The sequence below is a fragment of the Ruegeria sp. J8 genome (genome assembly GCF_056531925.1).
The window spans coordinates 311,750-324,939 of sequence record NZ_JBQFMR010000005.1 but is presented as its reverse complement, the minus strand read 5'-3'; the positions used below and the strand labels follow the sequence as shown (position 1 = coordinate 324,939).

At 58.8% G+C, this 13,190-nt stretch carries 10 protein-coding genes; 4 read left to right on the top strand and 6 right to left on the bottom strand.

The features are described from left to right. Window positions 1-64: 64 nt before the first annotated feature. Window positions 65-1,300: an MFS transporter gene (locus ACR0L1_RS13235; protein ID WP_480859295.1), complete on the bottom strand. Its 1,236-nt coding sequence runs from the start codon at window positions 1,298-1,300 to the stop codon at window positions 65-67. Window positions 1,301-1,447: 147 nt separating this feature from the next. On the opposite strand from ACR0L1_RS13235, the gene zapE reads away from it, so the two are divergent. Next, window positions 1,448-2,506 (top strand): cell division protein ZapE, encoded by a 1,059-nt coding sequence (zapE, locus tag ACR0L1_RS13230; protein ID WP_480859293.1) that lies wholly within the window; start codon window positions 1,448-1,450, stop codon window positions 2,504-2,506. 76 nt (window positions 2,507-2,582) lie between these two features. Here zapE and ACR0L1_RS13225 read toward each other — a convergent pair whose 3' ends face one another. The 4 genes from ACR0L1_RS13225 to ACR0L1_RS13210 are packed head-to-tail and all read right to left on the bottom strand — an operon-like array spanning window position 2,583 to window position 8,833. Then, window positions 2,583-3,857, bottom strand: coding sequence for a bifunctional folylpolyglutamate synthase/dihydrofolate synthase (locus ACR0L1_RS13225; protein WP_480859291.1), 1,275 nt, complete (start codon window positions 3,855-3,857; stop codon window positions 2,583-2,585). Beyond that, window positions 3,854-4,786, bottom strand: a complete 933-nt coding sequence (accD, locus tag ACR0L1_RS13220) for an acetyl-CoA carboxylase, carboxyltransferase subunit beta (protein WP_480859290.1) — start codon at window positions 4,784-4,786, stop codon at window positions 3,854-3,856. The genes ACR0L1_RS13225 and accD overlap by 4 nt, the downstream gene beginning before the upstream one ends. Window positions 4,787-4,845: 59 nt before the next feature. Beyond that, window positions 4,846-5,748, bottom strand: coding sequence for a CPBP family intramembrane glutamic endopeptidase (locus ACR0L1_RS13215; protein WP_480859288.1), 903 nt, complete (start codon window positions 5,746-5,748; stop codon window positions 4,846-4,848). Beyond that, the gene (locus tag ACR0L1_RS13210; RefSeq protein ID WP_480859285.1) at window positions 5,735-8,833 is read right to left on the bottom strand and encodes an ABC transporter transmembrane domain-containing protein; all 3,099 of its coding nucleotides are present in this window, start codon (window positions 8,831-8,833) and stop codon (window positions 5,735-5,737) included. Before ACR0L1_RS13210 ends, ACR0L1_RS13215 begins: the two co-directional genes overlap by 14 nt. A 244-nt stretch (window positions 8,834-9,077) precedes the next feature. Here ACR0L1_RS13210 and ACR0L1_RS13205 point away from each other — a divergent pair, with 244 nt between their 5' ends. The 3 genes from ACR0L1_RS13205 (at window position 9,078) to ACR0L1_RS13195 (ending at window position 11,810) form a co-directional block, all read left to right on the top strand. Then, entirely contained in the window at window positions 9,078-9,836 is a 759-nt protein-coding gene (locus ACR0L1_RS13205; protein ID WP_480859283.1) for a DUF6478 family protein, read from the top strand. A gap of 10 nt (window positions 9,837-9,846) precedes the next feature. Then, window positions 9,847-10,206: a hypothetical protein gene (locus tag ACR0L1_RS13200; RefSeq protein WP_170785606.1), complete on the top strand. Its 360-nt coding sequence runs from the start codon at window positions 9,847-9,849 to the stop codon at window positions 10,204-10,206. A gap of 77 nt (window positions 10,207-10,283) precedes the next feature. Next, a complete protein-coding gene (locus tag ACR0L1_RS13195; RefSeq protein ID WP_480505869.1) occupies window positions 10,284-11,810 on the top strand; it encodes an MFS transporter in 1,527 nt (508 codons plus the stop codon). 39 nt (window positions 11,811-11,849) lie between these two features. On the opposite strand, the gene ACR0L1_RS13190 is transcribed toward ACR0L1_RS13195, so the two are convergent. Further along, the gene (locus ACR0L1_RS13190) at window positions 11,850-13,190 is read right to left on the bottom strand and encodes a S41 family peptidase (RefSeq protein WP_480859281.1); all 1,341 of its coding nucleotides are present in this window, start codon (window positions 13,188-13,190) and stop codon (window positions 11,850-11,852) included.

Below are 13,190 nucleotides of genomic sequence, written 5' to 3'. Positions count from 1 at the left end.
AAAGATGCGTCACCTCCGGTTGGGCCGGGCAGCGCGTGTCGCGCTGCGGTTTTTAAGGCCATGGTCACGCTGGAACAGGGGTACGGTTTTCGCGGATGGGCAGGTGAACGATTGCGCTGAAAGCACCGATGGCAACGCCGATCCACCAGACCATCGTGTAGTCGCCATAAGCGTCATACATGCGGCCCCCCAACCAAATGCCCAAAAAACTACCAATCTGGTGACTGAAAAAGATGATCCCGTAGAGCGTACCCATATACCGCAACCCATAAAGATGAGCGACCAGCCCTGATGTCAGCGGGATTGTGGCCAGCCATAGCGACCCCATGACCAGAGAAAAGACGATGACAGAGATCGGTGTAATCGGAAAGACGATGAAGACAGCGGCCGCAAGCGTCCGCGCCGTGTAGACCCCGGCCAACAGATATTTCTTGGGAAAGCGGCTACCCGCCCAACCCGCTACCAGTGTGCCGCCTATATTAGCCAGACCGATCAGAGAAATCGATACAGCCCCCAGCGCCGATGTTGTCGTGATCCCGACGGCGTGCAGTACTCCTCCTGGTTGGATCGGCCCACACATCTCGGTCACGAAGGCGGGGAAATGGGCGGTGATGAAACCCAATTGGTAGCCACAGCTAAAAAAGCCTAGAAAGATCAGCGCGTAAGATGGGTCTCGGAAAGCGTGCGCCAGGATTTCACCCATGCTGTCCTGCAACTCGGCCTTGGTGGCCGCTTGCGGCGCGCGCATGAAAGGCAAGGTCAGGACAAGGGCCAGAATAAGCAGCGCGAAGATGATGAAAACCTGCTGCCAGGGCAGAAAGCTCAGCATCCATTCGGCTGCGGGGGCGCCAAGGACCTGTCCAAAGCTGCCTGCTGCCGTCACGATAGCCAGAGACATCGAGCGGTTCTTATCCGAAGACGCCCGCCCGACAACAGCCAAGATTACACCAAACCCGGTTCCGGCAATGCCAAAACCTACAAGCCAAGCGTATAGTTGATGTTCGAACGGTGTCACCGACCACGCGGTCAGGACCATGCCCGCGGCATAAGTCAGCGCTCCAAGAACAATCGCGCGCCTGTCACCAATTTTTTCCGCAAGCGCACCAAAGATCGGCTGACCGATCCCCCAGGCCAGGTTCTGAATCGCAATCGCCATCGAGAAGTCGGTGCGTAGCCAGCCGAATTCGTCGGCGATCGGAATCTGGAACACCCCGAACGACGCGCGTACGGCAAAGCTGACCGTGATGATGATGCAGCCGACGATCAGGATCGGGTTCAGCAGGCGTTCGTATTGCGGCATTGGGCCCTCGGACGGTTCGGTCCATGGACGGTAGAGGAAATCTTGACGTGGTCAATTCAGGAGTTTTGGGACTTCGGATCAGCAAAATTGATGCGTCGCGGGAATGGCCGCTTTTCAACGGGCTGCGCGGCGGGTATGCCTCGGAATATGACGGATTTGATTTCGCTTTACGAGGCACGCATTGCCGATGGCAGACTGACCCGAGACGATGCGCAAGAGGCTGTTCTTCCTCATTTCGAACGTATCCGTCAGGCTCTGGCCGCCCCGGTCAAACGCGGATTTTTCCGCAAGGCCCCACCTGCACCGCAGGGGTTGTATCTGTGGGGCGGCGTTGGGCGCGGCAAGTCGATGCTGATGGACATGTTTGTTGATGCGCTGGAGGATATTCCCGCACGACGCGTTCATTTTCATGCCTTCATGCAGGAAATCCATGCCGGGATGCACAAAGCCCGCGCCGATGGCGTCGAGGATGCGTTGGCCCCGGTGGCCGATGCGGTTGTGAAATCCGTCCGCCTGCTGGCTTTTGATGAGATGCAGATCACCGATATCACCGATGCAATGATTGTGGGACGTCTGTTCGACCTGCTGCATGCGGGCGGGGTGGCGGTGATCACGACCTCGAACAGGCACCCGGACGATTTGTATAAGGATGGCCTGAACCGGCAGCTGTTCCTGCCGTTCATCGCGCATATCAAGGAACAGCTTCAGGTGTGGGAGTTGGTCTCGCCCACCGACTATCGCCAGAACCGTTTGGAAGGAGCGCCGGTCTATTTCACCCCGATTGGACCTGAGGCGCGGCAGAGCGTTCGGGCTGTGTGGCAGGACTTGTCCGGGGGTCAGGCTGATCCCTTGGTTTTGCAGGTCAATGGTCGCGCGGTCGAGCTACCGGCGTTTCGGAATGGGGTGGCGCGCGCCAGCTTCTACGATCTATGTGGGCGGATGTTGGGGCCTGCGGATTATCTGGCCATTGCAGAAGCCATCAAAGTGCTTGTGTTGGAGGACATTCCCCGCCTGTCGCGCAACAATTTTAACGAGGCGAAACGCTTTGTGACGTTGATTGACGCGCTTTACGAAGCGAAGGTGCGATTGATTTGCTCGGCGGCCGCGGAACCTGAGATGTTGTATGTCGAGGGTGAAGGGACGTTTGAATTTGAACGGACTGCCTCGCGTCTACGTGAGATGCAAGCACAAGATTGGGGGACATAGGAGGCTCTGCCCCCGACGCGCCTTGCGCGCCTCCCCCGGGATATTTTTGGCCAGATGAAGCGGCACGGATCGGGAGTTAGCCGTTTTCGCGTAGGATGTGACCAGCCAGATAGAGCGAGCCGCAGATCAGGACGCGGGCTTGCGGGTCATCCGTGACGATGGCGGTTAAAGCATCCATGACACTGTTTGCAGTAGTGGCCGGCAGATTGACTTTGGCGGCCGCGGATGCGGTGTCTTCGGCGCTAAGCGTGGCGGCTTCTCCCGGTATGGAAACGGCAGTCAGGCCTTGGGCCTGTGCGGCCAGTGGAGCCAGGTATCCGGTGACGTCCTTGGTGTTGAGCATCCCGCAGATCATATGGGTGGGGCATTTAGGCAGTTTCGCCAGCACATCGGCCAAGGCGATCCCGGCGGCGGCGTTGTGGCCTCCGTCCAGCCATAGCTCTGCTTGGGGAGCGGCATCAACTAGCGGGCCGGTTTTCAGGCGCTGCATCCGGGCTGGCCATTCGGCGCGGGTGACGGCGGCCTCATAGGCGTCATCGCCCAGGTTCAGGTGGCGCAGGACCGCCAGCGCGGCACCTGCGTTCTGGATCTGGTGCGCGCCCAACAGGTTTGGCAGAGGCAGGTCGCGCAGACCCGTTTCGTCCTGATAGATCAGGCGTCCGTTTTCCTCGTGTACATGCCAGTGCTGGCCGTAAACCAGCAGCGGCGCGCCAAGACGGGCGGCGGTGTATTCTATGACCTCGAGCGCTTCATCGGGTTGGGGTCCGACGATGCAGGGCACGCCGGGTTTGATGATCCCGGCCTTTTCCGCCGCGATCTTGCCCAGCGTATTGCCAAGGAACTGTTCGTGGTCGATGGACACGGGCGTGATCACCGTAACTGCGGGTTCGTGGATCACATTGGTGGCGTCTAGACGCCCGCCAAGACCCACTTCGAGCAGAGTGTAATGGGCCCGTGTGCGCGCAAAAGCCAGAAGGGCGGCGCAGGTCGTGATCTCGAAATAAGTGATGTTTTCGCCGTTATTGGCGGCGTAACATTCGTCGAGCACCTCGGTCAGGGCCGGTTCCGAGATCAGCTCTCCGGCCAAGCGGATACGTTCGTGGAACCGAGCCAGATGCGGCGAGGTATAGGCATGGGCCGACAGCCCTGCCCCTTCGAGCCCTGCGCGGATCATCGCCTGGGTTGAGCCTTTGCCGTTGGTCCCGGCGATATGGATCACCGGGGGCAGCATCTCTTGCGGGTTATCCAGCGCGGCCAGCAAACGCCATACCCGATCCAAGGTCAGGTCAATGATCTTGGGATGCAGCGCCATCATCCGGTCGAGGACGACGTCAGAAGACGGTGATGTCATTTTTCGTCCGCAGATTCAGCCGCTGCTTCGGGCTGGGCTTCTTCCGGGGTTGGAGCGGGCAGATCGCCCATCACCGCTGGCGGCTGATTCAGCAGCATCCGGGTGATGGTGATCAACTCGTCCCGCATTTCGGTGCGCTTGGTGACGCGGTCCAGCATACCGTGATCCAGCAGGTATTCGGCGCGCTGGAACCCTTCGGGCAGTTTTTCACGGATGGTTTGTTCGATCACGCGCGGCCCGGCAAAACATATCAGCGCGTTGGGTTCGGAAATGTGCACGTCACCCAGCATCGCATAAGACGCAGTGACGCCACCGGTGGTCGGGTGAGTCAGCACGACGATATAAGGCAGGCCCGCCTCTTTCAGCATCTCGACCGCCACAGTCGTGCGCGGCATTTGCATCAGGCTGAGGATGCCTTCCTGCATCCGCGCACCCCCAGCGGCAGAAAACAGGATCAACGGGCGTTTCAGCTTCACCGCCTCTTGCGCGGCGGCGATGATGGCGTTGCCGACATACATGCCCATTGAGCCGCCCATGAAGGAAAAGTCCTGCGCTGCCGCAATGATCGGTGTGCGGCCAATCTCACCGGCAGCCACCAGCATCGCCTCTTTCTCGCCGGTCTTTTTCTGCGCCGCCTTCATCCGGTCGGGGTATTTCTTCTGATCGCGGAACTGCAGCGGGTCGTCTTTGGGCGCAGGGACCTCTACCTCGGTAAAGATACCGCCGTCGAACAGGTGAGCAAAGCGTTCCCGTGGGGTGATCGCCATGTGATGATCGCATTGGGTGCAAACATTCTGGTTTGCCGCCAGTTCGCGGTGAAACAACATCGTTCCGCATTCATCGCATTTGTGCCAAAGGTTTTCGGGAACCTCGCGGCGCGAAAAGATCGAGTTGATCCGGGGGCGGACGTAGTTTGTGATCCAGTTCATGTCGGAACCTTGCTAATGCGGCTTTGACGTCAAATAAGACGCAACGGAAAGAAATGCAATCAACGCCTGAGCGCAAGGCGCGCGGTCAGCCAACTGACGGTCATGATGGCGAAATCCACGTAGAGCCATTGCCGCAATATACCGGTATCGGACATGTCGTAAGGCAGGTGGAAAAGGGCAAGGCCGCTTAGGCTGTCAGGCAACGAGATGAACAGCAACGCCACGGTATTGTTGAAGAAATGGAGTGCTATCGCAGGGCCCAACGTGCCTGAGCGCGCGGTGAGATCAGCCGCGAAAACGCCAAACATGATAGACCAAAGCGCAATCAGCCCGGCGTTCCCTTCGGCGGTACCGGGGGCGTAGTGGCCTATTCCGAACAGCAAAGATGGGACGAGTATCCACACCGCAGGCGACCGGAATCGCGCAGCGAGGGCTTGTTGCATATAGCCGCGAAACAAAAACTCTTCTGCGCTGGTTTGAATCAGAACTGCACCTAAAGACAGGGGCAGAAACAACAGCCATGTCGACAAGGCCAGATTCGGAACGAAAGCGGCCCCCATATCATATGGCGGCAACACCGTGATGACGACACCAAGCACCACCAATGCGCGCAAGACGACCCAGAACTGTGCAACACTTTGACCTAGTGGGCCCAAAACAGACGCGAGCGACCTTTGGTGAATACGGCGGACCGCCAGTCGAACGCCCAATGTCACAAAGGCGAAACTGCTCAGCAGAACCAACATGGACAACGGTGAGGAACCGGACAAAAACGCCTCGGCCCATTCGTAGGACCCTATAGCTGAAATGACGATCAGAAGCGCCAGATTCAGGGCAATGACAACGGCTGCGACGATGCCCAACCCCGCCAACAGACGCCAAATCTCAGCGCGCGCCCGAGCCGGGGCCACAAGCTGTTCATGCGACCCGTAGCGGGGCGAGCTGATCTCAGGCACGTTCATTTACGCTCTCGGGCTGGCCGGGATCTTCCAGGAAGATGGTTGGGTCCTTGGTCTCGTTCACCCGGTTGGCCAGTGAGGTCAGATACCCGGCAACAGTTTCAAGCAACTGAACGGCAACACCCGCGTCGCTGTCGACCACGGCGCGGAACTCTTCGGCACCAATGCGCAGGAAGGAACACTCCTCCAGCGCCACAAGGTCCAACTGACGGGGGTCCCGAGTGATGATGGACAAATCCCCGATCAGACGGCCCGGTTCAATAACCGAAACCTGCCGCGAGGTGCCGCCATCGATGGGCCATTCCAGGCTGGCTCGGCCCGAGATGCAAAGATAGGCCGCATCCGGTGCCTGACCGCATGAAAAGATGACCTGACCAGCCGTGGCATGGTACCATTGCGCCGAAAAAGCCAGCAGGCGCTGGTTGCGGCCATCCATGCCGGCGAACAGCTCGGTCGAGGATATGATCTTGAGCTTGCGGCTGAGATCCTCAGTCGTGTCCACCTCGTCCAGGGTTCGCGTCTTGGAGACGCCGTCGATACGGCCATCCTTGATCTCGACAAACAGGTCGTAAGCCTCGGGATGGGCAAAGTGATCTTCCATGAAGATCATGATCGAGTCGGGCAACAGCTCTCGCAGTTTCAACCGCGTCCGCAGTCGGCTTTCGGAATCGTGGCTGGCCAGCGCCTTGTCCAGGATCAGGACATCGGGCCGCTTGATTCCAGCGCGCGAAAAGGCAGCGCGCTCTTGAAACACCGTCGGCAGGTTGTTTCCGCCCAGCCCCGAGGGCAAGTCATAGATGATCGCCGCCGCACGACGGCGCAGACCGGCCTCGTTCAAGATATCGGCCACCACATCCTCGATCTCATCCGCATGCGCGCCCGCCATCAACGAGATACGGCCAAAGAGCGCATTCTCAATAACCGTCATACGCTCGATATAGGTGTCAGGCGCGACGGGGATGAACATGCCCTTCAGATGCGCGCGCAGACGGTCCGCCTGTCCGCTGCGGATGGCCAGAATTTTCTCTTTGTATTCGTCGGGGAAATCGGGGCCAATCTGTTCCGCTGTCAACAGGAAAGGAACGGTCAACAGCAGCGCGCGCTCCTGATCGGTGATCCCGGCCTCACCCTTCAGCTTGCGCCGTTCCTCGATATCCAGCAGGCGGTAATACATGTCCTTGGTCATGCCCAACCGCAGGAATAGCGGGTGATCGGTGCCATCCCGTCCGAAAGTGCGGTTCAGCGTCTTCAGCACCGCGCTGGAGATCCCCATCGCGTCGTCATCCAGATCATGAGCCCGCAACATCGACATGAACCGCCGGTCGCCCGCCAGAATATCGGGCGAAATATCATGCGACGGCGCGGCGTAAAGCAGGTTGCCCCCCAATGGAACCGCCGGGTTGAACAGATCCGGGTCAAAGCGGTAAACATACCGGTCCAGCCCCTTTTCCTGCAACCGCTCAGCCACGCGGCTGCGCAGATCGACAATTTCACGCGCCAACGACGGGTGCTGCACCGGATCGAACTGAGACCGCAAAGTCCGGCGGAACATGAACTCGTCAATGCCCATGGATTCGACCAGCTGGAACCACCAGTCCCGGATGTCGTCGATATCCTCCAACCCGGCCAGCGCGGGATCGATCCACTCGTCCGACAGGGAATCCACCGGGTTTCCGGCGCGCTCCGCTTCGATCTGCCAACGTGTCGGCGCTTTTTTGGCCTCTTCTGCATGTTTCGGACGGGTGCGCAGGGGCATCAGCAGATTGTCCCCCAAGGTCCCGTCGAACAGATAGGGCCGCGAATAGGCATAGCCTATCCGGGCCGCGATCACCGCCTGATGCAACCCTTGCAGATCGTGCCCGCCAATGGTCACATCGCCTTGCACCGGAAGCAACTCGCGCGTGAGGACCTGAGCCAACGCACTGCGCTCGGCCGCGTTCGAAGATTGGATCGCAACCCGCGCGCCCTTGGGGATCGTCAGGTCGATATCTTCAAGGATCGTTTTGCCGTCATCGTCGCGGACTGTCACGTTGCGCAACTGAATTACGCCCGTAAGGTGTGGAATCGTCTCTGGCTCGCCCACGAACAGGTTTTCTGGAATCATATTGTCCGGCGCGAACCGCTCGGTCACGATTTCCCAGCGCAGAGACATATCCTGCACCTGATTGTAATAAGTCAGCAAATCCTTCCACGGGCCGCTCAGATCCTTGTAGGCCCCCAGCGCCGCAACCAGCGCGCCCACCGTAACCTCTCCTTTGATCGCCAGATAGCCGCCAACCGAATAGAACAGGAACGGCGTCATCTGAGTGATCAGATTGTTGAGAAATTTCATGAAGAATTTCTTGTTGTAGATCTTGAACCGGATCTCGAACAAGGTGCCCAACCGATGACTGAACAGCGCCAGACGATATCGCCAGCCCCCATTGGTACGTAGATCACTGATGCCCGCGGCACTTTCGCCGATTTCCGAACTCAGATGACGCACCTCCTGGATGCGGTCCTTGTTCAGCAGGTTGATCTGCCGTTGCAGCTTGGGAATGATCCACGCTTGCAGCGGGATCAGCGCGATGCTGGCCAATCCGAACCAAACGCTTTGCATAAACAGAAAGGTGACGATGGTCATCATCTGCCCGAACTGGAAGACCGGCTGGGCAATCGCATCGCCCATCAACCCTCCCATCGGCTCTGCCTCGGAGGTGATCATCGACACCAGCTCACCCTGGCTGGTGGTCTGGAAATAGGATTTTGGGAAGCGCATGGTACGGTGGATCAGTGTGAACCGCAGCCGACGCAGCATCCGTTCGGCCAGAACGCCCTTCATCGTGTTGATGCGCATCTTCATCAGCCCGCTGATGATCACCGTCAGCAAGAACGCGCAGCACAGAATCAAGAGATACTGGACCTGTGTGAACGAGATCCCCAGCACCGTCACCGTATCGCTGGGCGCACCGATGGCATCGTTGATGATCTGCTTGGGCAACTCCAACGAGGCGTAGAGAAACGGGAAGGACAGAACCGTCAGCACCAACAGCACAATCTGTTGCTTCTTCGAATACTTCCAAATGAACGAAAAAAGAGTGGGTTCCATACCCCGGCCTTGCCTCAAGTTTTTTGATACGCGCTTTTTCGGATGATCTACAGCAATCAGGTGCCGGACGGTACGCATTGGTCCACGCGATTGCAAGAACGGCCCTGCGGGTATCAGATCGCAACCCGCCTGCCCAGCCGAAACCCGACTGTTCCGTCGGAATTAACGCGATATTTCCGGGTTTCGGCTTTATCCTAACCACCGTCATTGACTAAACAGTGGTCAACAAAAGATGACGGGGACCATGGGCAAATTTCTGGATCGCTATATTTTCCGCAAGGTGCAGGCCCGTTGGCGGCAGGCCGCACAGATGGCCGGGCACACACCCCCCGCCCAGTTGCGCCACCAGCGAGACGAAGCGCGCAAGCTGCGCGCCGATCTGGACCGGTTGATCCATGCGGCGGATGGCCGTTTGACGCGGCCCCTGATCGGATCAAACCAATTCGCCAAACCCCTTGGCACAGATTGGAGCTGGCGCCCCGACCTCTGGCGCGAACCGCTGTCGCGCAGCGGGCTGGCCTCGGCCCCGCGCAGAACACCGTTGGACGGTCAGACTACCTTGTTTCACGACTGCGCGCTGTCGGAAATCAGCCTGCGCCAGACGCGCAACCGGCGCGACAATGATCTGGCACCCTTTGGGCTCAGTCTCGAGGTGTTCGAATTCGCAGGCTCCTTTCTGTCCCTGTCCGTCGCGTTGCCCGCAGATGCCGCGCAGGGTCTGACCAAGCAGCACCTGATACGGGTCGATGCGCAGATCGAGGCGGAACGCGATACACACGGAATGGCCCGTTTGAACATCCAGCACGGCCCCAATACCGAACAGGTTCTCAGGGAGTTAGACCCAAACCGAACAGGCGGGGTCGATATCGATTTGGCCCACCTACCCCTGAATGAGCGGCGGATCGACAAGATCTGGCTAGATCTCATCTTTGACGCCCCGACGATGAACCGCATTTTTGTGCGCGAACTGACCTTCTGCCGCCACCATCGCGCCGATTTATGAGGCCCATATCATGACGCACCCCATCCTGACGCCGCTCAGACTGGAAAACGGAATCTGGCAAGGGCTGATCACATCCTCAGCCGAGCCGCACGTCTCAGTTCACTACCGGGATGAGGTGTTGGACGGCGTAACTCTGACTGCCTCGCCCGATGGCTGGGCGCTGGCTATTCCCGTCCCGAACTCGGCTCTGTCGGACGGGGTGCACAGCTTTGTCATCCTAGATCGGGACAGTTCGGAAAAACTGGGCGATTTCACCATCATTGCAGGGGTTCCTGCGGCGGACGATCTGCGGGCCGAGATTGACCTGCTGCGCGCGGAACTGGACCTTCTGAAACGCGCCTTTCGCCGGTCGCAACAGTCCGATACCTGACGCCTGCGACCCAAGCCCCTATCTTTCCAGCGTTTTCCGTGCATCATGAACCGATAGGCGATTGGTGGAGTATTGGTATGGACCGGACGAGTATTATCAAGGTCATCGCCCTGATGGTGACAGGGTTTGGCATCGGGATCGACTTTACCGGCGCCTTGATACTGGTCCCCGCGATCGAAAACAGCTTTGACGCGGACATCACCTCGACCCAATGGGTGTTAAACATCTACGCCCTGTTCTTTGCCATGACCATGGTGGCCGGAGGCCGGATGGGGGACATGTTCGGCCACCGCAAAATGATGCTGATCGGGCTGTCGATCTTTCTGTTTTCTTCGGTCATGTGTTTTCTGTCCCCCAGCCTCGATTTCCTGATCCTCTCGCGCGCCTTGCAAGGTATCGGCGCAGGTTGTGTTTGGCCTTGCGCGCTGGCCTTTGGCGCCACCAAGATCGCCAAGCCTGAACAGCGGGCCTTGGTCATGGGCATGATCTTGGCGGGTGTCACCAGTGGCAATGTGTTTGGTCCCTTGATCAGCGGCGCAGCGGTCAGTTTCGGTGATTGGAGGCTGTTCTTCCTGGCCAATGTCATATTCTCGACCATCTCGATGATTACGGCACTGATCCTGATGGAGCGTGAAAAACAGCACAAACAGGGTGAGCATCTGGACATCGCCGGAATGGTTCTATTGTCCTTGGCGGTCCTGCTGCTGCTTTACGGACTGGATGTGGGCGCGGATTGGGGTTGGGCCTCGCCGCCACTGCTGATGGTGTTCTTCGTCAGCGCCGTGCTGTTCCTGTCTTTCCCCATAATCGAAAAGCGTGTGAAAGAGCCGCTGCTGCTGCCCCAAATGATGCAGAACCGAGAGTTTCTGATCACGCTGGGTCTGAACATGTTCAATGTCTCAGCCGCCTTTGTCGGGCTGCTGTATTTCCCGCAATATATGCAGAAGGTTCTGGGCTGGTCGGTCTTTCATTCAGCGCTTGGGCTGGCCCCGCTGACTTTACTGTTGGCGATCGGGTCGATCGTTTCTGGGACGCTTTATAACGACTTCGGGCCGAAGCGGCTGTTGTTCTGGGGCTATCTCATTGCCACCGTAGGGGCGCTCAGCATCGTGGTGATGCCTGCAGGGCTGGGCTATTTCCAGATCCTGCCCGGCATGGCCATGATCGGGCTGGGCGCAACGCTGACAGTGGGGCCATCGGGTACGGCTGCGGTCAGTGCGGTCAAACCCGAACGCGCCGGGCTTGTTGGCGGGTTAAGCTTCATGACCCATCTCGTCTATGGTGCCATCTCAGTCGCGTTCGCCACCGCGATCATGTATGCCACCAGCCTCTCCAGCCTTGGCAAACAGCTTGCGGTGGATGGCATCAAAATGTCCGATGCGGATCAAAGGGCCATCAACGGCGGCACGCTGACTACCGATTCCGCCAAAACCGTGATGGCCAAGCTGACCCCGACAGAGGCCGAACAGGTGAAAACCGCTATCGCATCGGCGTTTGACAGCGGCATGAACATGGCCTTTGTCTTCGCCGCCATCTCGGTCTCGGTCGGTATGATCCTCGCGACGATGCTGGATGAAGAGAAGCTGCGGAAGGTCGAAAGCTAAGTTCATAAGAAAAGGGCCGCCCTGGAGCGGCCCTTCGATTTACTGGGACGGGCCGTTGGGCCGGAAGGCCGACAGACCTTTGAGGATGTCGATGGCATAGGCCAATTGGTAATCCTCTTCCCGCAATTCGGCGGTTTCTTCAGCCTTGGCGCGGTCTTCCTCGATCTGACGGATCTCATCCTCGCTGAGGCTGTCATTGTTCAGGCTGCCACGCAGATCGGCCTCGGACCGGGTGCGGGGGTTTGTTTCCTCTTCCTCGGTATCCGCAGCGCGACGCGGTTGTTCCACAATAATGTCCGGGCTGACCCCAAGCGCCTGGATCGAGCGTCCCGACGGCGTGTAATAGCGTGACGTCGTCAGACGCATCGCACCATCCCCGCGCAGCGGCATGACCGTCTGGACCGAGCCTTTGCCAAAACTCTTCGTGCCCACGACAATCGCCCGGCGATGGTCTTGCAGCGCACCCGCCACGATTTCCGAGGCTGAGGCCGACCCGCCATTGATCAGCACCACGATCGGCTTGCCTTCGGCCAGATCGCCGGCGGTGGCGTTGAACCGCTCACCCTCGTCCGGGTCACGACCACGGGTTGAAACGATTTCGCCCTCGTTCAGGAATGCGTCTGAAACCTTGATCGCCTGCGTCAGCAGACCACCGGGATTGTTGCGCAGGTCCAGAACAACGCCGTTGACCTTGTCGATGCCGCCGATCTCTTCGATCTGCTCGTTCAGGCCCTCTTGCAGATTGGGGAAGGTTTGGTCGTTGAACGTCGTCACACGCAGAACGACACTAGTACCTTCGGTCCGGGCGCGCACGGCAGTCAGCTTGATCGTGTCGCGGACAATGGTGATGTCAAAAGGCTCCTGCTCGCCCTCACGAACTACGGTGATCACGATTTCCGAGCCCACCGGCCCGCGCATCAGATCGACCGCCTTGTCCAGCGTCAGGCCCAGAATGCTTTCGCCATCCACATGGGTGATGAAATCGCCCGCTTCGATCCCGGCCTCATCAGCCGGCGTGTCGTCGATGGGTGAGACCACTTTGACATAGCCTTCTTCCTGCGTAACCTCGATCCCCAGCCCGCCAAACTCACCGCGCGTCTGAACACGCATCTGCTCTGCATCGCTGGGCGACAGGTAGCTGGAATGGGGATCAAGCGAGGTCAGCATTCCGTCAATCGCCGCTTCGATCAGATCTTCGGGCTCAACCTCTTCGACATATTGCGAACGGATACGCTCGAAAATGTCCCCAAAAAGGTCAAGCTGCTGATAAACGCTCGCCTTGTTCTCGGCCTCTTGCGCCAGCAAGGGGCCTGCAATCTGAGTGGTTGCGATAATGCCTGCCACGGTTCCGGCCAAACCGGCCATCACAAATTTCTTCAT

Bases quoted from the DNA above. Each gene is read 5' to 3' on its own strand.
- ACR0L1_RS13235 (WP_480859295.1), bottom strand. From the start codon at position 1,300: ATGCCGCAATACGAACGCCTGCTGAACCCGATCCTGATCGTCGGCTGC.
- zapE (WP_480859293.1), top strand. From the start codon at position 1,448: ATGACGGATTTGATTTCGCTTTACGAGGCACGCATTGCCGATGGCAGA.
- ACR0L1_RS13225 (WP_480859291.1), bottom strand. From the start codon at position 3,857: ATGACATCACCGTCTTCTGACGTCGTCCTCGACCGGATGATGGCGCTG.
- accD (WP_480859290.1), bottom strand. From the start codon at position 4,786: ATGAACTGGATCACAAACTACGTCCGCCCCCGGATCAACTCGATCTTT.
- ACR0L1_RS13215 (WP_480859288.1), bottom strand. From the start codon at position 5,748: ATGAACGTGCCTGAGATCAGCTCGCCCCGCTACGGGTCGCATGAACAG.
- ACR0L1_RS13210 (WP_480859285.1), bottom strand. From the start codon at position 8,833: ATGGAACCCACTCTTTTTTCGTTCATTTGGAAGTATTCGAAGAAGCAA.
- ACR0L1_RS13205 (WP_480859283.1), top strand. From the start codon at position 9,078: ATGGGCAAATTTCTGGATCGCTATATTTTCCGCAAGGTGCAGGCCCGT.
- ACR0L1_RS13200 (WP_170785606.1), top strand. From the start codon at position 9,847: ATGACGCACCCCATCCTGACGCCGCTCAGACTGGAAAACGGAATCTGG.
- ACR0L1_RS13195 (WP_480505869.1), top strand. From the start codon at position 10,284: ATGGACCGGACGAGTATTATCAAGGTCATCGCCCTGATGGTGACAGGG.
- ACR0L1_RS13190 (WP_480859281.1), bottom strand. From the start codon at position 13,190: ATGAAGAAATTTGTGATGGCCGGTTTGGCCGGAACCGTGGCAGGCATT.